Annotated in this window: 19 protein-coding genes; 10 read left to right on the top strand and 9 right to left on the bottom strand. The window is 60.2% G+C overall.

The genetic code is table 11. From position 1 onward, the window contains the following. Positions 1-19: 19 nt before the first annotated feature. The 5 genes from PQU94_RS02305 to sdhC form a co-directional block, all read right to left on the bottom strand. Entirely contained in the window at positions 20-340 is a 321-nt protein-coding gene (locus PQU94_RS02305; protein WP_272739871.1) for a 2Fe-2S iron-sulfur cluster-binding protein, read from the bottom strand. A gap of 151 nt (positions 341-491) precedes the next feature. Further along, a complete protein-coding gene (locus tag PQU94_RS02300) occupies positions 492-1,268 on the bottom strand; it encodes a succinate dehydrogenase iron-sulfur subunit (RefSeq protein WP_272739870.1) in 777 nt (258 codons plus the stop codon). A 14-nt stretch (positions 1,269-1,282) separates the two neighbouring features. Continuing rightward, positions 1,283-3,067 carry a succinate dehydrogenase flavoprotein subunit gene (sdhA, locus tag PQU94_RS02295; protein WP_272739869.1) on the bottom strand — a complete coding sequence of 595 codons (1,785 nt, stop codon included), beginning with the start codon at positions 3,065-3,067 and terminating at the stop codon, positions 1,283-1,285. Positions 3,068-3,070: 3 nt separating this feature from the next. Then, positions 3,071-3,445 carry a succinate dehydrogenase, hydrophobic membrane anchor protein gene (sdhD, locus tag PQU94_RS02290; protein WP_272739868.1) on the bottom strand — a complete coding sequence of 125 codons (375 nt, stop codon included), beginning with the start codon at positions 3,443-3,445 and terminating at the stop codon, positions 3,071-3,073. Beyond that, positions 3,445-3,876 (bottom strand): succinate dehydrogenase, cytochrome b556 subunit, encoded by a 432-nt coding sequence (gene sdhC / locus PQU94_RS02285; protein ID WP_272739867.1) that lies wholly within the window; start codon positions 3,874-3,876, stop codon positions 3,445-3,447. The genes sdhD and sdhC overlap by 1 nt, the downstream gene beginning before the upstream one ends. 392 nt (positions 3,877-4,268) lie before the next feature. Between sdhC and PQU94_RS02280 the strand changes: the two genes are divergently transcribed. After that, the gene (locus PQU94_RS02280) at positions 4,269-5,870 is read left to right on the top strand and encodes a hypothetical protein (RefSeq protein WP_272739866.1); all 1,602 of its coding nucleotides are present in this window, start codon (positions 4,269-4,271) and stop codon (positions 5,868-5,870) included. Here the strand turns inward: PQU94_RS02280 and PQU94_RS02275 are convergent. Next, the gene (locus tag PQU94_RS02275; protein ID WP_272739865.1) at positions 5,854-6,282 is read right to left on the bottom strand and encodes an HIT domain-containing protein; all 429 of its coding nucleotides are present in this window, start codon (positions 6,280-6,282) and stop codon (positions 5,854-5,856) included. The two genes, PQU94_RS02280 and PQU94_RS02275, sit on opposite strands and share 17 nt — an antisense overlap. Positions 6,283-6,465: 183 nt before the next feature. On the opposite strand from PQU94_RS02275, the gene mdh reads away from it, so the two are divergent. The 3 genes from mdh to PQU94_RS02260 all read left to right on the top strand — a co-directional run bounded on the left by mdh (position 6,466) and on the right by PQU94_RS02260 (position 8,856). Next, positions 6,466-7,428 (top strand): malate dehydrogenase, encoded by a 963-nt coding sequence (mdh, locus tag PQU94_RS02270; protein ID WP_126421986.1) that lies wholly within the window; start codon positions 6,466-6,468, stop codon positions 7,426-7,428. 94 nt (positions 7,429-7,522) lie between these two features. Beyond that, positions 7,523-8,239 (top strand): lysozyme inhibitor LprI family protein, encoded by a 717-nt coding sequence (locus tag PQU94_RS02265; protein WP_272739864.1) that lies wholly within the window; start codon positions 7,523-7,525, stop codon positions 8,237-8,239. A 47-nt stretch (positions 8,240-8,286) separates the two neighbouring features. Further along, complete coding sequence (locus PQU94_RS02260; RefSeq protein ID WP_272739863.1) at positions 8,287-8,856, top strand: GNAT family N-acetyltransferase; 570 nt, start codon at positions 8,287-8,289, stop codon at positions 8,854-8,856. A 5-nt stretch (positions 8,857-8,861) separates the two neighbouring features. Here the strand turns inward: PQU94_RS02260 and PQU94_RS02255 are convergent, their stop codons facing one another. Continuing rightward, positions 8,862-9,800, bottom strand: a complete 939-nt coding sequence (locus tag PQU94_RS02255) for a metallophosphoesterase (RefSeq protein WP_272739862.1) — start codon at positions 9,798-9,800, stop codon at positions 8,862-8,864. A gap of 208 nt (positions 9,801-10,008) precedes the next feature. Between PQU94_RS02255 and PQU94_RS02250 the strand changes: the two genes are divergently transcribed. From PQU94_RS02250 to rpsP, 5 genes are all read left to right on the top strand, one after another. After that, positions 10,009-11,208, top strand: coding sequence for an LL-diaminopimelate aminotransferase (locus PQU94_RS02250; protein ID WP_272740054.1), 1,200 nt, complete (start codon positions 10,009-10,011; stop codon positions 11,206-11,208). Between the two features lie 265 nt (positions 11,209-11,473). Beyond that, on the top strand, positions 11,474-11,701 hold the full coding sequence (locus PQU94_RS02245) for a hypothetical protein (RefSeq protein WP_272739861.1): 228 nt from the start codon (positions 11,474-11,476) through the stop codon (positions 11,699-11,701). Between the two features lie 30 nt (positions 11,702-11,731). Further along, positions 11,732-12,961, top strand: a complete 1,230-nt coding sequence (locus PQU94_RS02240; protein ID WP_272739860.1) for a glycosyltransferase — start codon at positions 11,732-11,734, stop codon at positions 12,959-12,961. 191 nt (positions 12,962-13,152) lie between these two features. Beyond that, positions 13,153-14,718: a signal recognition particle protein gene (gene ffh, locus PQU94_RS02235; RefSeq protein WP_272739859.1), complete on the top strand. Its 1,566-nt coding sequence runs from the start codon at positions 13,153-13,155 to the stop codon at positions 14,716-14,718. A 38-nt stretch (positions 14,719-14,756) separates the two neighbouring features. Beyond that, a complete protein-coding gene (gene rpsP, locus PQU94_RS02230) occupies positions 14,757-15,191 on the top strand; it encodes a 30S ribosomal protein S16 (protein WP_272739858.1) in 435 nt (144 codons plus the stop codon). A 217-nt stretch (positions 15,192-15,408) separates the two neighbouring features. On the opposite strand, the gene glmM is transcribed toward rpsP, so the two are convergent. Beyond that, positions 15,409-17,034 carry a phosphoglucosamine mutase gene (gene glmM, locus PQU94_RS02225; RefSeq protein ID WP_368407053.1) on the bottom strand — a complete coding sequence of 542 codons (1,626 nt, stop codon included), beginning with the start codon at positions 17,032-17,034 and terminating at the stop codon, positions 15,409-15,411. A gap of 223 nt (positions 17,035-17,257) precedes the next feature. On the opposite strand from glmM, the gene glmS reads away from it, so the two are divergent. Continuing rightward, positions 17,258-19,096, top strand: coding sequence for a glutamine--fructose-6-phosphate transaminase (isomerizing) (gene glmS / locus PQU94_RS02220; RefSeq protein ID WP_272739857.1), 1,839 nt, complete (start codon positions 17,258-17,260; stop codon positions 19,094-19,096). Between the two features lie 276 nt (positions 19,097-19,372). Here glmS and PQU94_RS02215 read toward each other — a convergent pair whose 3' ends face one another. Next, positions 19,373-21,070: a methyl-accepting chemotaxis protein gene (locus PQU94_RS02215; protein WP_272739856.1), complete on the bottom strand. Its 1,698-nt coding sequence runs from the start codon at positions 21,068-21,070 to the stop codon at positions 19,373-19,375. Positions 21,071-21,119: the final 49 nt, after the last annotated feature.

Genomic DNA, 21,119 nt, shown 5'->3' with positions numbered 1-21,119 from the left:
TCAAGGATGACGAGGCAAACTAGTGCTGGCTTTCCGGCAGGCGCACGATCAGGCCGTCCAGCGCTTCGGTGACGCGGATCTGGCACGACAGGCGAGAGGTCGGCTCGACGTCCTGCGCAAAGTCGAGCATGGACTCTTCCATCACCGACGGGCCACCGGTTTTGTCAAACCACTGCGCATCGACATAAACGTGGCAGGTGGCGCAGGCACACGCCCCTCCGCAATCGGCGTCGATGCCGGGAATATTGTGCTTGATCGCCCCTTCCATGACCGAGTTGCCAGTTTTGACCTCGATCTCGTGGGTTTTGCCGTTGGATTCGATGTAGGTGATCTTGGGCATTGGGGGCCATTTCAAGAGCGTAAAGCCGAAGACCTTGCTTCGGCTCTCAGGACAAAGTGGAAATTTGCGACGAGTTCTCTGAGGGTGCCGGCAAATTTTTTCAATATAGGACGGGGCACATGGGGGAAACGTCGTTTCCCCCATGAACAGATTAGCCCTTCGCCGGCATCATCTTTTTGATTTCAGCAATGGCCTTGGCCGGGTTGAGGCCCTTTGGGCAGACCTGCGCACAGTTCATGATCGTGTGGCAACGGTACAGCTTGAAAGGGTCTTCCAGCGATTCCAGACGCTTCTTAGTGTGATCGTCGCGCGAGTCAGCGATCCAGCGATAGGCCTGGAGCAGAGCCGCCGGGCCCAGATACTTGTCCTGATTCCACCAGTAGCTGGGGCAGGAGGTCGAACAGCACGCGCACAGGATGCACTCATAGAGCCCATCCAGCTTGTCGCGGTTCGCCGGGCTTTGCAGGCGCTCCTTGTCCGGATCGGGCGTCGTCGATTGCAGATAGGGCTCGATTGAGGCGTACTGCGCATAGAAGCCCGACAGGTCTGGTACAAGGTCCTTGACCACCGGCATGTGCGGCAGCGGCGAAATGGTGATCTCACCATTGTACTCGTCATGGCCTTTGGTACAGGCCAGGGTGTTGCGGCCGCCGATATTCATGGCGCACGACCCGCAGATACCTTCGCGGCACGAGCGGCGGAAGCTCAGCGTGGAATCGACACTGTTCTTAATGTAGATGAGGGCATCAAGCACCATTGGCCCGTGCGCCTTGGAATCAACCTCATACTTGTCCCAGCGCGGGTTTTCGCCCGTATCCGGATCGTAACGATAGATCTTGTAGACGCGCACATTCTTCGACCCCGACGGCGCTTTGTAACGCTTGCCGTTCTTGATCTGAGAGCGCTTGGGGAGAGCCAGTTCAACCATGTTCCATTCTCCCCTTAATAGACCCGCGCCTTGGGCGCGATATAGGCGATTTCGTTGGTCATCGTGTAGGTGTGGACCGGGCGGTAATCCGTTGTGACCTGACCGGTTTCGGTGTCGAGCCACATCAGGGTGTGCTTCATCCAGTTTTCGTCGTCGCGGTTCGGATAATCCTCACGGGCGTGCGCGCCGCGCGATTCCTTACGGTTCAGTGCCGAATTGACGGTAATGACGGCCTGAGCGATCAGATTGTCGTATTCGAGGGCTTCGAGCAGATCGGTATTCCAGATCATGCCGCGATCCTTGATGCCGATGTCCTTGGACGCTTTGAAGATTTCGTCCAGACGACGCACGCCCTGTTCCAGCGTCTCACCGGTGCGGAAGACAGCAGCGTCTTCCTGCATGGCGCGCTGCATTTTGAGTCGCAGATCGGCGGTCGGGGCCTGACCATTGGCGTTGCGGAACTTGTCGAGGCGCGACAGATGCGCTTCGACCGCCGACTTGCCGATGTCCTTGTGCGGCGTACCGGCCTTGACCAGTTCCGGCGCACGCTTGCCCGCCGCGCGGCCAAACACCACTAGGTCGATCAGCGAGTTGGAGCCGAGGCGGTTGGCCCCGTGCACCGAGACGCAGGCGGCTTCGCCCACGGCCATCAGGCCGGGCACCACGGCATCCGGGTTGCCGTCCTTCAGCGTCACGACTTCGCCGTGATAGTTGGTCGGGATACCGCCCATATTGTAGTGGACGGTCGGGATGACCGGGATCGGCTCCTTGGTCACATCGACACCGGCGAAGATTTTGGCCGATTCCGAGATGCCCGGCAGGCGCTTGTGCAGCAGGTCGGGCGGCAGGTGGTCGAGGTGCAGGAAGATGTGGTCCTTGTGCGGACCGACACCGCGGCCTTCGCGGATTTCCATGGTCATGGAGCGCGAAACGACGTCGCGAGATGCGAGATCCTTGGCCGAAGGGGCGTAGCGTTCCATGAAGCGTTCACCCGCCGAATTGGTCAGGTAACCGCCTTCGCCGCGCGCGCCTTCGGTGATCAGACAGCCAGACCCGTAGATGCCGGTCGGGTGGAACTGCACGAACTCCAAATCTTGCAGCGGAAGGCCGGCACGCAGCACCATGCCGCCACCGTCACCGGTGCAGGTATGGGCCGAGGTGGCGGAGAAGTAGGCACGGCCATAGCCACCCGTGGCGAGAATGACGAGGTGAGCACGGAAGACGTGGATGGTGCCGTCGTCCAGCTTCCAGCAGGTGACACCCCGGCAGACGCCGTCATCCATGATCAGGTCGAGCGCGAAATACTCAATGAAGAATTCGACCTCTTCTTTCAGTGACTGACCGTAAAGCGTATGCAGCATGGCATGACCGGTCCGGTCGGCAGCCGCGCAGGTGCGCTGCACCGGCCCTTCACCGAAATTCTTGGTCATCCCGCCGAACGGACGCTGATAGATCTTGCCGTCTTCGGTGCGCGAGAAGGGCACGCCCCAGTGTTCCAGCTCGTAGACCGCGTCCGGCGCATTGCGCACTAGGTATTCGATGGCGTCCTGATCGCCAAGCCAGTCCGACCCCTTGACGGTGTCGTACATGTGCCACTGCCATTTGTCCTCGCCCATATTTCCGAGCGACGCAGCGACGCCCCCTTGTGCAGCGACAGTGTGCGAACGAGTTGGGAAAACCTTGGTGATACAGGCCGTCTTCAGGCCCGATTGACCGCAGCCCAGAGCAGCGCGAAGGCCTGCGCCACCGGCCCCTACGACCACCACGTCATATTCGTGTTCAATGATCTTGTAGGTCATGGGTTACGCCTTAAAAGCCAAATAGATGCCGCCCAACGCCAAAGCGAGAACAGCCAGACAGAAGAGGAGGTTGAGAAGGCGCAGCGCGCGTGAGTTCGGGAAGTAGTCCAGAACGTTGGCGTTCAGGCCCATGTAGGTGTGCCACATGGTGATCACGAAGGTCGCCGCCAGAAGCCCGGCATTGAGCGGCACTTTTACAAAGGCAAGCGCCGCCTCATAACCTTGACTCGCCAGACCGAAGGCGCTCCACGCGGCCCACAAGGTGAGGAAGAACAGGGCAACAGACGTCCATCGTTCGGCGAGCCACTCCCCGGCGCCGTGCTTTTCGGACGTCTTCCACTCTTTCGGCGAACGTTGTTTCAGATAGGAGTCGACCATCAGAGCACCACCTTACCCGTAGCGAACAAAACGGCCCAGAAGGCCAGGGTCAGCGCAATGCCACCCAGCAGCGACCACCAGGCCAGCGCATTGGCCGACGAAATCTTAAAGCCCAACCCCATGTCCCAAATCAGGTGACGAAGGCCGCCGGTCAGGTGGATAAATCCGGCGAGCGTCAGGCCGAACCACACAAACAGGCCAACCGGCGAGGCGGCAAACGACAGGAAGAGGGTGTAGGCCTCAGGGCAGTAGCCCGACGCCGTTAAACCGATGGCAAGCAGCCAAGCCGCGACCATGACTGCGCCGACGACCGAGGCGATGCCGGTCGCCCGGTGCAGGATCGAGGTGAACATGGTGATGTGGAATTTCCACACCTGAAGGTGCGGAGAGAGCGGTCGATAGGCCGCTTCGGTGGAGCGAGGCTTTGACATGTGCTTGCGTGGCCCTGTTATACCCGGTGTGTGCAATGCGAGGCTTGTACGCGCAGGCCCCACTTGTGGATGCACGGAAAAGGTTAAGTTTCCGCGTCTTCGGGGGCTTTTTAGACCCTGACGCCCCTGTGTCAACATAGCGCATGGTCAGGGGGGTGTTTTTTGCGCCCGCGAAGGCATTTCTGACACGAACAAGGCTCGCATGACCCAAAAGAAAGAGACGTGATAGCGATATCGGCGGGGCTTCACAAAAGCGCCATCGTGACAAATTGCCGCATTTCGGCCTCGGTTGGTCGGTTAGATTTAGAAACAGGGGGGATAATTTTCGCCTTTGAGGCGAACAGGCTTTCGCCACCCCAGCGTAACAGAGTGTAGTTCAGGTGATTATCAGCGTGATCCGTTTGCCTATGCGCCATACCCTTCTCAAGGCCTTGCTCCTGTCGTCGGCTCTGACCCTTCCGCTGGCCACGGCCCATGCCGGAACGGCCGCCGCGACCGCCCGCGTGAATGCCCGGGTTGACGAAGCCGCCCGCGCGGAAAAAGGCGGGCCGAAAGAGAAGGCTGAAGCGAAAACGACATCAAAAAGTACCAAGTCTGCCGAAAAGGCCTCGGGAACGTCCAAAGCCAGCAACAAGAGCACCAGGGCCGACCCCACTTCAAAGGGCAAGAAGGGGAGTGCGGCGACCGCCAAGCCAGATGCGGACAGCGACGACGTCCCCGTTAAAAAGAAGTCGGGCTTAAAATCCAAATCCGCTGAGGCCAGCGACAGAAAACCCAAAAAGGGCGAAACCCCCAAGGGCGACAAATCGAAGACGAGCAAGGCCGCCGTGGCAGCGTCAAAAAAGGCCGAGACCGCCAAGGGGTCCAAAAAGACCGGCAAGGCGGCGCGCGATGCAACAGACGCAGAAGGTGACGACGAAAAGGTCATCGCGACCGCTTCGAACAGGGGCACGCCCTATGTGATCCCGAACAAGGCGGAAAAGTACAATAGCCGCAAGAGCAGCGGCCTGACGGCCCAGTCGAAGCCCCTGGCCAAACCTGCGGCCAGGCCCGCTGATAAACCGGTGGTCGAGGCCACGGCCGACGCGCCGAAGCCGCAGACCGCTGCGGGTCATGCCGCAGCGAGTGGCGGCCTGACCACCGACGCTGACAAGGCCGTCAATGACCTGTTCGGCGCGGCCATAAAGGTGGAGGGCACACCTGCTCCGCACAAGGCCGCGATTTCCACGCCCACCGAAGTCGCAAAACCAGAGCCCGCAAAACCCGCCCCGAAGGTGGCCGAAAAGCTTGATCTGCCCGCCGCCCCGCTGCCTTATCAGGCGACGGTGAAGCCGGAAACCGCTCCCGCCCCCAAGGCTGACCTCACAGCGGCCCTGACCGCCCAGACCAGCGAACCCCGGAGTATCGAACCCCTGACCGTGAGTCCGCCGACGCCAGATAAGGCGGCTGAGGTGATTGCTTCAACCGCTCTGCCGGTTTCCCCGCCTCCGGCGACGGCCGATGCGCCCACCCTGACCGTGCCACCCACAGCGCGTCAGCCGGTGGACACAGCCGCGACACCGCGCAGCCTCGCTTCGGTGACAGTCGATGCCTATGCGCGCGACTATGAGGGGCAAAAGACCGGGGCAGAGATGCGCTACGATTCCAGTATCCGTTCCGGGCTTCTGGCCCGTCAAAGCCGGGCGGGCGATCTGGAAGGCAACTGGCTGGTGTCGTCGCTGACGGGTGACAAGCTGGTGTCGCTGGCCCTGCGCGGTGGTGGCACTCAGGTAGATGGGGCGTGGCGCTCATTGCAAGGGGGCGTAGGGCTTAACCGCTCTGGCCTGATCGAAAGCGCGATGCAAACCGATGACCGCCTGACGCTCGACTATCAGTCAGGCTCGGCCAGAGGGCGTTATCGTCTCGACCTGCGCCGCGAACCCGATGGCCGCTGGCGTGGTCAGATGATCGACCCGGAAGGCGCGGCCACCCCGGTGGTCATGCAGGCGCAATAAGGGATTTCAGCGCCTCTACCACCTCTGCCTTCCTGGCCGGAGCAAAGGCTTCCGGCGTGCCATGGCCCCAGACCGGGCCGGGCCAGGCCACGTCCTGCGGGTGGCGGGCGATGACGTGAATATGCAGTTGCGAGACAATATTGCCGAGATTGGCGATATTGAGCTTGGTGACCGGCTGACCCATCACATCCGCCGCGCGGCGCACCATCTGTTCGGCCATATGCAGATCGCGGCGCAATTCGGCGTGTTCGGCCTCGCTCAGTTCAGTCAGTTCCGTGAGGCCTGCTCGCCGCGGCAGGAGCACCAGCCACGCGAAGCGCGCATCCTTTTGCAAACGCACCTGACACAGGCTCAGCTCACCAATCCACACGGAGGCGGCTTCGATGCGCGGATCAACAGTAAACTCAGCCATTGGTCGGTCTTTCGCAGGCGGATGAGGCAAAATATTAAGGCCTCCTTTGTATAGCCCGTGCGGGATTTGCGCATCACATTTCATAATGTTGCAGCGCATGGTCTTGCGAAGCCTCGTTAACGGGTTTAGAGGGCCGTTAATCTTTGTCACCCCCTGCGGGTTCAGATGGAAAAGGGAATGCATATGGCACGCGCCAAAATTGCTTTGATCGGTTCGGGTATGATCGGGGGCACGCTGGCCCACATCGCCGCGCGTGAGGAACTGGGCGATGTCGTCCTGTTCGACATCACCGAAGGTGTGCCCCAGGGCAAGGCTCTGGACATCGCCGAAGCCTCGGCCGTGTTCGGCAAGGACGTGGCCCTTAAGGGCGCTAACGACTATGCCGATATCGCCGGCGCCGACGTCTGCATCGTCACCGCAGGGGTGCCGCGCAAGCCGGGCATGAGCCGCGACGACCTCTTGGGCATCAACCTGAAGGTCATGAAGGCCGTTGGCGAAGGCATCAAGCAATACGCCCCCAATGCCTTCGTTATCTGCATCACCAACCCGCTCGACGCCATGGTTTGGGCGCTGCAAAAGTTCTCCGGTCTGCCGACCTCGAAGGTCATCGGCATGGCGGGTGTGCTCGACTCGGCGCGCTTTGCCTACTTCCTCGCCGAAAAGACCGGCATCTCGGTCGAAGACATCCACGCCTGGACGCTGGGCGGCCACGGTGACGACATGGTCCCGATGGTGCGTCACTCGACCGTTGGTGGCCTGCCCCTGCCGGACGCCGTGAAGGCGGGCTTCCTGTCGCAGGATGAGCTGGACGCCATCGTGAAGCGCACCCGTGGTGGTGGTGGCGAAATCGTGGCCCTGCTGAAGACCGGCTCGGCCTTCTACGCTCCGGCGGAATCGGCCATCGCCATGGCCACCTCCTACCTGAAGGACAAGAAGCGCGTCCTGCCTTGCGCCGCCTATCTGACGGGTCAGTACGGCCTGAACGACCTCTATGTCGGCGTGCCGGTGCTGATCGGTAAGGACGGCGCAGAAAAGGTCATCGAGTTCACCACGAACGACGAAGAAAAGGCCATGTTTGCGAAGTCGGTGGACAGCGTGAAGGGCCTGATCGAAGCCTGTAAGGCGATCGACCCGTCGCTGGCCTAAACCTCGCGCAACGGCCATCCTTGAAAACCGCTCCGTGGAAACGGAGCGGTTTTTTATGTCCACAAGGCTAGTCTGGCAACAGAAGGAGGCCGTCATGCGCTGGATCGTCGTATCGCTTGTCTGTCTGGGGATTGTCGGGTGCCAGCGGACAGAATCCGAAAACGTGGTCCGTGATGATACCATGCCGGCTCAGGCTGTGGCCCGTTCGACTGCCGCAGCGCTGGCCGAAGTGCCACCCAATGAGCGCGCCGATTCGAATGCCAACAGATCGGCAAAGCCCTCGATAAGTCCGGCCAGCTTCGATTGCGCCCGATCAAAGGCGGGCATAGAGGCGACGATCTGTGCCGACCCCGATCTGGCGGTGCTCGACCGCGAAATGGCGCGCCTTTATGCCCGCGCGGGAAGCGAAAAGCCCGGGGACACGTTGAAAGGTCTGCAACGCGACTGGCTTGAGCGACGCAATGCCTGTGCCGGTGCAGGCAGCCCTGTGGAGTGTCTGAAAGCCGCCTATGTCGAGCGCATCCATGATCTGCGCGTGTCCTATGCCGCCGCCCGAACGCCCGATGGCATCAGTCAGGGACCAGATGTATGGGTCTGCGCCGATGACACCCGTCTGAACCTTCTTCACATCAATACCTACAAACCGATGGTCTTGCTCGACTCCGATGCGGGTCAGGTCCTTCTCACCCGCGCCGACGGCACAACGGGCAGCCGCTATGCCGGAGGCGGGTATGAGTTCTGGCAGACAGGGACGGAAGCCAGGTACGGGCGGCTGGGCATGGCTATGACCACCTGCCGTCGCGCCGGATAACCGATTTGTCACTGGCAAGGGCCGAACTCTGAGGCTAACCGGGGACTATGGCTCTTTTACCCACCACCTCCTCTCTCGGCCCAACGCTGGAAACCCCGCGCCTGATCCTGCGCCCGCCCGTCGCCGAGGACTTTGCGGCCTTTTGCGCCTTTCAGTCCGATGAAAAGGTCATGACACATCTGGGCGGGGTCACGCCGGATGCCGTAACCTGGCGGGTGACGCGCGCCATTGCGGGGGCGTGGGCGCTCGACGGCTTTCATATGTTCAGCGTGCTGGAAAAGGCGACGGGCGACTGGGTCGGTCGCATCGGGCCACTCTATCCCTATCAGTGGCCCGCCCGCGAGGTCGGCTGGGGCCTGTTGTCTTCGGCACAGGGCAAGGGCTACGCCACCGAAGCGGCGGCTGCCTGCATCGACTATGTGTTCGAGGTTCTGGGCTGGGACGATGTGATCCACACCATCGCGCCCGACAATCTCGGCTCTCAGCGCGTGGCACAGGCTCTGGGGTCATCCAACCGAGGTCCGGGTCAATTGCCGCCACCCTTTACGGATGTGCCCGTCGATATATGGGGCCAGACCCCTGCCGAATGGGGCGAAAACCGCCAGAGGTTTTACTGACTATCTCACCGCCTCGTCTCAGGCGCATATGTCGCCACGGGCTTCACCATCGAGTGTCGCCCGGGCTTAATAGTAAGCAACATGATCTGAGGGGGTGCGCCAAAACGCACGGGCAAACCCGATTCCCCTAACCCACGTGTCACGATCAGCAAGCGCTCACCCGCTGAAGTCCAGCCATCCACCGTGTCCTCGGTATGTCGGGTGACACGTACCGGTGCACCGATGAGGGGGAAACGCACCTGACCTGCGTGACTATGCCCGGATATTTGTAGCGGCAACCCATTGGACTCCCAGTCAAACAGCTCGGGATTATGGACAAGCGCAATGGAGGCGGCCCCTTGCGGAACCGTCTTTGTGGCCGTTTGAAAATCCGGTCTTTGCGTCTGACCATCTTCGATACCAGCTATCCACACGTTACCGCCGGGCCGGACGACCCGCGCCGCCTGATTTTCCAGAACATGTATCCGCGTATCGGCCAGGATCTCTCGCACTCGCCGGCAATCCCACCAGCAGTCGTGATTGCCCATCACCGCATAAACGCCCAGCGGCGCGTTCAAATCATCCAGCGCCCGCAGACCGTCTTCATGCAAGTCATTGTCTTGCGTACTTCTCCGTGAACGCGCCGCACCCGGAAGACCGGCCTCTAACCCGTAACCGCCGACATAGTCTCCGGCGAGCAGAATGACATCCGGTCTCAGAGCGCGAACCTGTTCGGCAATGCGACGTACCCGCTCAGGCGGCATATGAACCGCATCCACGTGGATATCAGACAGCACGGCCACACGCAGAGGGGCTGTGTCCTGTGGCCAGCCAGATGTGATTACCTCGAATTCCGACACCACCAAGCTGCGCGGTTCAAACCAGAAGCCAACAACTGCCATCATGGCACCAATGCCAAAACTGGCCCCTAAACCCCACCGCCAGCTTGATCTTTTTGTCGGCATAGCGCCCCTCCAGGGATCAGCTTAATAGGGTATTTGCAAAATTATTTTCCACGGAGCGCAAAAATTTCCGAAAAAGACGCCGTTTATGGGATGACAATCGAGGTTTGATGAGTCATATGGTCTGGCCCGCAGGTCCAATGCGACCTTGCGGGCTTTTTGTCTTTCACCCCCTCAGACCGCGTCAGGTCACGTTCTCTTCTCAGGTGCAATCATGCGCGATTTTTACCGTATCCGGCGTCTGCCGCCTTATGTCTTCGAAGAAGTCAACAAGGTGAAGGCCCGTCTGCGCGCCGCCGGCACCGATGTGATCGACTTCGGCATGGGCAATCCCGACATGGATACTGCGCCGCATATTGTGGAAAAGCTGGTCGAGACGGTCAAAAAACCCAAGACGCACGGCTATTCAGTGTCCAAGGGCGTACAGGGCCTGCGTAAGGCTATGGCGGGCTATTATGAGCGCCGCTATGGCGTGAAGCTCAATCCCGATACCGAGGTCGTGGCGACGCTTGGCTCCAAGGAAGGCTTTGCCAACCTCGCCATGGCCATTACCGGCCCCGGCGATACGGTCATCTGCCCCAATCCGGCCTATCCGATTCACGCCTTCGGCTTCCTGATGGCCGGTGGTGTCATCCGCCACGTCCCTGCCCTGTCGCCGGAGCAGTATCTGTCGGGTATTGAGCGCGCGGTAAAGCACTCCGTGCCGACGCCCTCGGTGCTGATCGTTTCCTATCCGTCGAACCCGACGGCGCAGTGGGTCGATCTGGATTTCTACAAGGAAGTCATACGCATCGCCGAAAAGCACGACCTGATAGTGCTGTCAGATATCGCCTATTCGGAAATCTACTTCGAGAACAACCCGCCGCCCTCTATTCTTCAGGTCGAAGGCGCCATCAAGCGCTCTGTCGAGATCAACTCCCTTTCCAAAACCTACGCTATGGCGGGCTGGCGCGTGGGTATGGTAGTTGGCAATTCGGAAATCTGTGCCGCTTTAGCGCGGGTGAAGTCCTATCTCGATTACGGCGGTTTCACGCCGATGCAGGTGGCGGCCGCCGCCGCGCTCAACGGCCCGCAGGACAATGTGGAAGAGATCCGCAACACCTATAAGTCGCGCCGCGACGTTCTGGTCGAATCCATGAAACGCGCCGGATGGGACATCCCGCCACCCCCGGCCTCCATGTTCGCCTGGGCCAAGATACCGCCGAAGTTCGAGCACTTGGGGTCGATTGAATTTGCCAAGCTGCTCATCGAAGAAGCCCATGTCGCCGTCGCCCCGGGCCTCGGCTTCGGTGAATACGGCGAAGGCTATGTACGTATCGGACTGGTCGAAAACGAACACCGCATCCGACAAGCGGCTCGCAACATCAAAAAACTGCTGCAATCGGGCAGTAAGGCCCAGGCCGCGGAATAAATCCCGGCGAATAATCCGTTCACGGAGACGTGAGTTTTCGCCTCACAAGGGAAGTGGGCCGCCATTTCCCTTGTGGGCCATATTGGCACAGGCCTGCGGTAAATGACACCTTGACGCCACACGTCAAGTTTTTACCTTTGTCTTATTTGACTCCACCGGCGTTTTGGGCTTTCATTTGCTCATTGTGCAGCGCACATATTTTCATACAGGCCAGTCATAAGGCCTGACTATTTTATCTGCGGTGTTGTGAAGAGGGAATTTCGTCGTGGTCAGCCTGCAATTCGATATAGCCAGCGCTTCGGAACAGGATGCCTTCTTCGGTGCCTTTTTCAAATTTGTCGAAGCGGCTTCGTTGCAGGACGCCGACTCCATTTCGATCCATTCCGACACCAAGGAAACCGGCATGGTCAAGGTGGTGAACTTTGCTGACCAGAGCCTCGCCGATCAGTTTGAATCCTACTGGCAACAACGCCGTCGCTGGCTTGGGCTTTAAGGATTAGTCGTCATAAGGTAAGCAGGGCGCATGTCTCTGTTGCGCCGCCTGCCGCTCAAATACCGCCTGCCACTGATCCATGGCGGACTCGAAGCCATCGCCGCCCCGCGCCAGGTGCGCTGGCCCAAAAGCGATGATCTGCGTCAGGGACCGCTGATCGTATCCGGTTTTTTCAACGAAAGTCTGGGAGTAGGCCGGGCCGGACGAATGACTGCGGACGCACTGGAAAGTGCCGGTTACGCTGTGGGACGCCACGATTTGCGACCCTGTTTCCGGCATATTCCTGACCAGAAAGCCGTTTTGCCCGGAGAAGGTGGTGTTTGGCTAATCCACGCCAATGCCCCGGAACTCCTGGTCGCTCTGATGACTCACAGACCGGAACAATGGCGTCACCGTTACCGCATCGGCTACTGGGCGTGGGAAACCCCGCTGGCACCGCCTTTGTGGGCGCGCATGGTGCGGTGGTTGCATGAACTGTGGACGCCCAGTGCCTATGTGGCCGAAGCGCTGGCGGCGGGCTTGCGGGCGCAGGGACTGGACGATCTGTGCGGGCGGTTGCGTGTAATGCCGCACCCCCTGATGGCGCCCCCCCCTTCACCCGACCGCGCACGGTTTGGTCTCAGCCCGGACCGCTGCGAGGTGTTGAGCCTGTTCGACGTCAATTCGTCGCCGGCGCGCAAAAACCCGTGGGCTTCGATTGAGGCATGGCTGAAGGCCTTTCCAATCCCCTCGCCAGCGGCGGCCCTGACGCTGAAAGCCTCGTCTCTGGATAGCGCCACACAGACCAGACTAAGCGAACGGATCGCTAACCGTCCGGATGTTCGCCTGTTGTCCGAACGACTGAGCGACGAAGACATGGACCGGCTGATGGCCTCGGTCGATATCTTCCTGTCCCTGCACCGCGCCGAAGGGTTCGGCCTCGGCCTTCTGGAGGCGATGAATGCCGGTGTCGCTGTGGTCGCCACTGAGGGCACCGGTAATGATTTTCTCGCTCCCGACAACGGCTATCCTGTAACGGCGCGCGTGGTGCAGCTGCACGATCCGGATGGACCCTATAGCGCTCTGCGGCATGACCCGGCACAGGTGTGGGCCGAGCCCGACCTCGATACCGCCGCCGGGATTTTGCAGGATCTGGTGGCCGACCCCGTCGCTCGCGGTTCAAAAATGGCGGCGGCCCGCGCCACGCCTGCACGGCTGAATCAGCGGTGGTCGCTGGAGGCACTGAAAGCCCATGATTTCAACAGGTGGCTTGACTCTTAAGGGCTGAGCGGTCATAGGAACGCAACATTCAGGCGACCTACGCCTTTTGCACACCAAACCTCTCAGGTCACGACCCCGATCATCGCTATCGGACGGGGACCGGAGGCTCCCCGACGACGCGTTGCGTTCTCGGGGTCTTTTTGTTTTGCAAAAAGCCAGGTCCCGATATTGATTTATAGGGCAATAGAAGCATGTTCGACTCGCTGAACGAGCGCTTATCCGGTCTGTTCGACCGTCTGGGTGGCCGCGGCGTCCTTTCGGAAAAGGACGTTGACGAAGCCCTGCGCGAAGTCCGCGTTGCCTTGCTCGACGCCGACGTTGCTCTGCCGGTGGTGCGTCAGTTCATGACCAAGGCGCGCGAGCTGGCCGCCGGGGAAGCCATTATCAAGGCCGTCAAGCCCGCCGATCAGGTAGTGAAAATCGTCTATGACGGCCTGATCGACATGTTAGGCGGCGAGGAGCCGACCCCCATCGATCTCGCGGCCGTGCCGCCCGCCGTCATCTTGATGGCCGGTCTGCAAGGGTCGGGTAAGACCACCACCTCGGCCAAGCTGGCGCTGCGCCTGTCGAAGTTCGAGCGCAAGAAGGTCATGATGGCCTCGCTTGATACCCGTCGCCCCGCCGCTATGGAGCAGTTGAAGCTGCTGGGCGAACAGGTTGGCGTTGATGTGCTGCCGATTATTGCCGGCCAGAGCGCGGTGGAAATCACCCGTCGCGCCCTGCAATCGGCCAAACTTCAGGGCTATGACGTCCTGATCCTCGATACCGCCGGTCGCACGACGCTGGACGAAGCTCTGATGGCCGAGGCCGCCGAGATCGCCACCATTTCGAACCCGATCGAAACCTTCCTGGTAGCCGACTCGCTGACCGGTCAGGACGCGGTGCGCACCGCCGAAGCCTTCCATGCCCGTCTGCCGCTGACCGGGCTGATCCTGACCCGCGTGGACGGCGATGGACGCGGCGGGGCGATGCTTAGCATGCGCGCCGTCACCGGACTGCCGATCAAGTTCACCGGTTCGGGTGAAAAGGTCGATGCACTGGATGTCTTTGACGCCCGCCGGATCGCCGGCCGCATTCTGGGTCAGGGCGACGTGGTGGCGCTGGTCGAAAAGGCGGCACAGGAGCTGGACGCGGCTAAGGCCGAGCAGATGGCCAAGAAGCTGTCCAAGGGGCAGTTTGACCTGAACGACCTCGCCGATCAGCTCGGCCAGATGAAGCGCATGGGCGGCATGACCGGCATTATGGGCCTGCTTCCCGGTGTGCAGAAGGTCAAGAAGCAGATGGACGAGATGAACATCTCGGACAAGATGTTTGACCGTCAGATCGCCATCATCTCTTCCATGACCAAGCTGGAGCGCAAGAAGCCAGACTTGCTCAACGCGTCGCGCAAGCGCCGTATCGCCGCCGGGGCCGGGGTCGATGTCGCGGAAATCAACCGGCTTCTGAAACAGCACCGGCAAATGGCCGATGTCTTCAAGATGATGGCTCGCAACGGCGGAAAGGGCATGGGCAATATGGCCAAGATGCTGGGGCTGGGCAACATGCCCAACATGGCCCAGATGCAGCAGATGGGCAAAAAGCTCGACAACAATCCCGGCGCTATCGGCGACAATATGGGCGCCGATTTCGAGCGCCTGAAGCAGCTGGGCGCCGGCAAGCTGCCCAATATACCTGGTGGCCTGCCCGGCCTGCCGGGTCTCGGCAATTCCCTTCCGGGGCTGGGCGGGGCTAAACCGTTCGACCCCAAAAAGAAATAACCCCTCACTCGAAACTCAGCCTATCAAAGGATCTTATCATGCTGAAAATTCGTCTGGCCCGCGGTGGCTCCAAGAAGCGCCCGTACTACCACATCGTCATCGCTGATGCCGCCGCCCCGCGCGATGGTAAGTTCATCGCCAAGGTCGGTTCGTACAACCCGATGCTGTCGAAGGACGATGCCAACCGCGTCACCCTGAAGACCGAAGTCATTGCCGACTGGCTCAAGAAGGGCGCTCAGCCGACCGACCGCGTCGCGCGCTTCCTGTCGAAGGAAGGCCTCGTGAAGTGGGAACACGGCAACAACCCGCAAAAGGGCATGCCGGGCAAGAAGGCTCAGGAACGCGCCGCCGAGCGCGCTCAACGCGAGCAGGATCGTCTGGACGCCGAAGCCGCTGCCAAGGCGGAAGCCGAAGCCGCTGCTGCCGCTCCGGCCGCTGAAGAAGCCCCCGCTGAGGAAGCTTCGGAAGGCTAAGCCCTTTCTGGCGACAAAAATGAGAAAGGCCGGAGCTTCACGCTCCGGCCTTTTTTTGTCTTTGCACACCTTATACCTCCCAAACGCGTTGGGGACGCGGAGCGCGCGAGCCGCGAAAGGCCGCGAGATGTGAGGGTGGGGGTCTCCGATCGCGCTCGCTGCACCGTGCCTATGGCGTCTTGCGCATATCGAACGATCCCCCAGGTCGTTCGATTGCTCACCCTGCAATCGCGCCGATAATCTGATCGACCACCGCTCGCACCTGAGTGGCATCGTCGCCTTCAGCCATAACGCGGATCAGCGGTTCGGTGCCCGACGGCCGCACCAGTACCCGCCCCGTACCTTTCAGCGTCGCCTCACCATCTGCAATGGCCTGTTTCACGTCTTCACGGTTCAGGGGGCTGTCGCCTGTAAAGCGCACGTTTTTGAGAAGCTGCGGCACCGGCTCAAACTGACGCGCCAGCTCGCTCATCGGGCGGCCGCTTTCGACCAGCACCGCCAGCACTTGAAGTGCAGCGATCAGGCCGTCGCCGGTCGTCGCGTGATCAAGCATGATGACGTGGCCCGACTGTTCGCCGCCCAGATTGAAACCGCCCTCGCGCATCTTTTCCATCACGTAGCGGTCGCCTACCTTGGTGCGCTCCAGCGTCAGGCCCTTCGACGTCATCAGGCGCTCAAGACCCAGATTCGACATCACTGTGGCGACCAGACCGCCGCCCTTCAATTGACCCTTAGCCGCAAGACTGGTGGCGATAATGGCCATGATCTGATCGCCATCCACGATGGTGCCCTTTTCATCGCAAATGACCAGACGGTCCGCATCGCCGTCCAGCGCAATACCGATATCGGCACGCAGTTCCTTGACCTTTTCGGCCATGGCCTGGGGCTGGGTCGAGCCGCACTTTTCGTTGATATTCATGCCGTCGGGCGACACGCCCAGACAGAAGATTTCTGCGCCCAGCTCGTAAAGCGTGGTCGGGGCCACCTTATAGGCCGCACCATTGGCGCAGTCGATAACGATGCGCAGCCCCTTAAGCAGCAGGTTTTTAGCGAAGGTCGCCTTGGCGATTTCGACATAGCGATACTGCGCATCATCGACGCGCTGAACGCGGCCCAGTTTCTGCGGGTCGGCAATGCCGTCGAGAATATTGCCGTCCATGCGCGCCTCAATGGCCAGTTCCACCTCATCGGACAGCTTATAGCCATCCGGCCCAAACAACTTGATGCCATTATCGAAATAGGGATTGTGCGAGGCGGAGATCATTACCCCCAGATCGGCGCGCATCGAACGGGTCATCATGGCAACCCCCGGTGTGGGCAGGGGGCCGAACAGGCGCACATCCATGCCGACCGAGGTAAATCCAGCCACCAGTGCCGGTTCGATCATATAGCCCGACAGACGTGTATCCTTGCCGATCACCGCCAGATGCCGGCGGTTGTCCGAAGACATGAACATTTTGCCCGCTGCCATACCGACGCGGTAGGCGACCTCGGCGGTCATAGGGAAGCTGTTGACGCGGCCCCGGATGCCATCGGTGCCGAAATATTTACGCGTGCGGTTCAGTGCGGTCATGTGCGAAGCCATCAGGTCGTTGGGGTTCTTGATCGGGTTGAAACCATAGAGGGCCAGGGTGTCACGAAAACTGGCCATGCGGGCGGTCGTCAGGGCGACAAAGGCCGCCTCCAGCTTATCGACTGTATCGGCGCGCGGGGCCTTGGTCTGACCGCTCAGCGCTCGAAACAGTGATGAAGGCGCAATGCCCGCAGCCTCCGCAACATCCTTGATAGAAATGCCGGTGGCCCCAAGCGCCGCCTGAAGCTTTTCCCATTTGTTTTCACTCATTGGCCACTCTGAACAGGGGTAGGCGCCCGGTTACACACCGAAGCGCAATGCGTTAATCGCAAATTCGCCGTAACCGGACGCTGCAAAGCGACCTAAGCCCGCCCTTAATGACCCTTTTATGGCAAAGGCCTTAACGGCATATGAAATAAATTCATAGCATTTTACAAATCTCTCTGCTACTAAAAATACGCAAAATAGCCCTCCCTACCGACGGAGTTTGTACATGTGTGGCATTATCGGTGTTATCGGCACCTCCGACGCGGCACCTCGCCTGATCGAAAGTCTGCGTCGCCTCGAATATCGTGGCTATGACTCGGCGGGTATCGCCGTTGTTACGCATAAGGGGACCGAACGCCGCCGTGCCGCGGGTAAGATCCGTCAGCTTGAGGCCGTAGTCGCTGAGACCCCGCTATCGGGACAGGTTGGTATTGGCCATACACGCTGGGCGACACACGGCGCACCGACCATCGCCAATGCCCACCCTCACACCTCGGGCCCCGTCACCGTGGTCCACAACGGTATTATAGAGAATTTTGCCGAGCTGAAGGCCGAACTGATCGCCGCCGGACACCAATTCAGCTCCGATACGGATACCGAGGTGGTCGCCCACCTGTTTGATGCGACCCTGAAAAGTGGCCTTAGGGCCAAAGACGCTTTCAAGACGGTTCTCGACCGGCTCAACGGCGCCTATGCGCTGGCCATCATTGTCGAGGGCGAGGATCGCACCCTCTTCGGGGCGCGGCGGGGTTCGCCTCTGGTCGTCGGCTGGGGTGACGGTGAAATGTTCCTGGGCTCCGATGCGCTGGCGGTCGGGCCCTTTACCAACCGCGTCACCTATCTGGAAGAAGGTGACTGGGTAATCCTCACCGAAGACACCGCAGATATCCACGACGCCAAAGGTTTCCGCGTCAACCGCCCCATCACCACCGTCTCGGCCTCCGCTGCTCTGGTGGAAAAGGGGTCTTACCGCCACTTCATGGAAAAAGAAGTGCATGAGCAGCCCGAAAGCGTGCAACGCACCTTGTCGGCCTATCTCGATCCGGTAGCCAAGGCGGTGCGCGCCGATATTAAGGCCGCTATCGACTTCAAAAACGTGGCGCGTATCCAGATTATTGCCTGCGGTACGGCGTACTATGCCGGCTGCATTGCCAAATACGCTTTTGAAAAGATCGCGGGCCTGCCCGTTGATGTCGAGGTGGCGTCTGAGTTTCGTTACCGCACCCCGGCCATGTCACCCGGTACGCTGGGTCTGGCGGTGTCGCAGTCGGGCGAAACCGCTGACACGCTGGCGGCGCTGCGCTGGTGTAAGGAGGAAGGGCTGAAAACGGCCGCTCTCGTCAATGTGCACACCTCGACCATGGCGCGCGAAGCGGATCTGATGTGGCCGACACACGCCGGGCCAGAAATAGGGGTTGCTTCGACCAAGGCCTTTACGGCTCAGGTGGCGGCCCTCCTGGCTCTGGCCGTCGCGGCGTCGGCTCAACGCGGCCGCATTGACGCCACCGAAGAGGCGCGTCTGGTGCAATGCCTGCTGGAAACCTCCGGCCTGATCGCCGATGCCCTGCTGATGGACCCGGAGCTGCAGCGCATTACCCATGAATTGTCGAAGGCGCGCGACGTCATCTATCTGGGTCGCGGCGCTATGTATCCGCTAGCGTTGGAAGGTGCGCTGAAGCTCAAGGAAATCAGCTATATCCATGCCGAAGGCTACGCGGCCGGCGAGCTGAAGCACGGTCCGATCGCTCTCATCGACGAGAAGACCCCGGTCGTGGTTATCGCTCCGGACGACGAGCTGTTTGAAAAGACGGCCTCCAACGTGCAGGAGGTTGCGGCGCGCGGCGGTCGTGTGGTGATGATCACCGACACCCCGCAAAAGGTCCCGGCCCTGTCCGGTGACGCCTCAAAGACGCTGAAAGTCGTCAAAGGCCCGACCTGCGATCCGTTTATCGCACCGCTGATCTACGCGGTACCGATTCAGCTTCTGGCCTACCACACCGCCGTGCACAAGGGCACGGACGTCGATCAGCCACGAAACCTCGCCAAGTCGGTAACGGTGGAATAGCTCCAGAGATTTTTCAACTCTTGCGATAGCCCCTGGGATGTCTCATATCGCTGATGCAGAAGAAATCGTTTCGTGTCTTCAACAGTCGATGTGATCGTCTCCCCGGCGAAGCCGACAACGATAGGGTCGGCATAGGCGCGCACGCTCAATGTTCGTAGTGCCGCCATGGCCATGACTGACTATCGGTTATGGTCGATCGGGATCTGGCAGGTTCCGGTGACGAAATGTTCCGTCTCGTGGAACCCGTCGAACGGCGCGAAACGCGGCGCATATGGATCAGGCCGCCCGGACAATGTTTTCCGCTTCTGAAGAGGCGATCTGCATGTTGCGCGCCATGTCCTGAGATGTGGCGCTTTGCTCTTCGACCGCGCCCGCCGTGAACAGGACCTGCTCCTGGACATTGGAAACCGTGGAACGAATAGCATCAAGCGCATTGACCACCGCGGCAGAGGAGGCGCGCACGCCTGCGATTTCCCCGACAATCTGTTCGGTGGCCCTGCGTGCCTGGGTCGCCAGATTTTTAACCTCGGTTGCCACGACAGCGAAACCGCGCCCGGCTTCGCCGGCTCGGGCGGATTCTATGGTGGCGTTTAGCGCCAGAAGATTGATCTGGCTGGTGATATTGCTGATCATCTCGACGATGCCGTCCATCTGCGCTGCCGCGACGGCCAGCTGCCGGGCGCTGTCGTCGGCCTCGTTGACGGACTGATTGGCCTGATCGGCTGCCGCCTTGGTTTGCGACATGGTATCGGAAATCGACCGGCCGGTGGCCGCCATCTCCTCAACCGCTGCCGACAGATCCTGAAGGGAGTGGGACAACTCGGTCGTCCGGTTGAGCGCCATGCGTCGGGCGGTAACGTCGGTCGCGTATTTGATGACCTTGTAGGGCTTGCCGTTAATGTCAAGAATGGCGTTGTAGGAGGCCTGAATATAGACGGATCGCCCGCCCTTGGCCTGACGTTGAAACTCTGCAGAGACGAACTCACCCTGCACCAGCTTGACCCAGAATTCGCGATAGGCGTCGCTATTGGCCGTGGCCTCATCCACAAACATCCGGTGGTGCTTGCCGCGGATTTCGTCCAGCCTATAGCCCATGACCTTAAGGAAGTTGTCATTAGCGTTGAGAATTTTGCCTTCGAGGTCAAACTCGATGACGGCCTGTGCGCGCGAAATGGCTTCCACCTGGCTCAAAAGGTCAGCATCCTTCTGCGCCTGCGGTGTGATATCAGTGGCAAATTTGACGATCTTCAGGGGTAGGCCGTCTATGCCCAGTATGGGATTATAGGTGGCCTGAAGAATGACCTCACGCCCGTCCTTATTCACGCGCTTGAACTGCGAAGACACAAACTCGCCCGCCTTCAGCCGGCGCCAGAAGTCCGTGTAGGCGGCGCTATTGCGTTCGGATTCCATAACAAAAACCTGATGGGGCCGACCCACTATCTCCTCGAGGCGATAGCCCATAACCTTCAGAAAGTTGTCATTGGCCGTAATCACCGTGCCATCCAGAGCGAACTCAATAACGGCCTGAGAGCGCGACATTGCCGCGACCTTACCTTCCAGATCGAGGTCACGCAGCTTGCGAGCGGTCACGTCGGAGGCGATTTTGACAATTTTATAAGGCTTACCAGAGCGATCAAGAATGGGGTTATAAACAGCTTCCAGATAGACATTCCGCCCGTCCTTGGTCTGACGCCGGAACTCTCCCTTTTGCGCGATGCCGCCTTTTAAGTCGGCCCAGAATTGCCGATAGCCCGGCTTTTCAACCTCAGCCGGATCGACAAAGGCCGAGTGATGCTTACCCACTAGCTCAGAGGCCGAATAACCCATCAGATTGAGAAAGTTGGCGTTGGCTGAAAGTACGCGCCCCTCAAGGTCGAACTCGATAAGACTTTGACTAAGTTCAATCGCGGTCAGGAGGTCCTGACTCAGGCCATCGGTCTTATGAGACTTTTTTCCACCAAACGCTGACCACATGGGCGGCACTCCCGTACGCTTCGCCCCCTATTGTCAGCCAAGGCCCTCA

The sequence above is a fragment of the Asticcacaulis currens genome, assembly GCF_028550395.1.
GTDB classification, from domain to species: Bacteria; Pseudomonadota; Alphaproteobacteria; order Caulobacterales; family Caulobacteraceae; genus Asticcacaulis; species Asticcacaulis currens.
The sequence above is the reverse complement of the archived record's forward strand: the minus strand, read 5'-3'. Positions and strand labels throughout refer to the sequence as shown.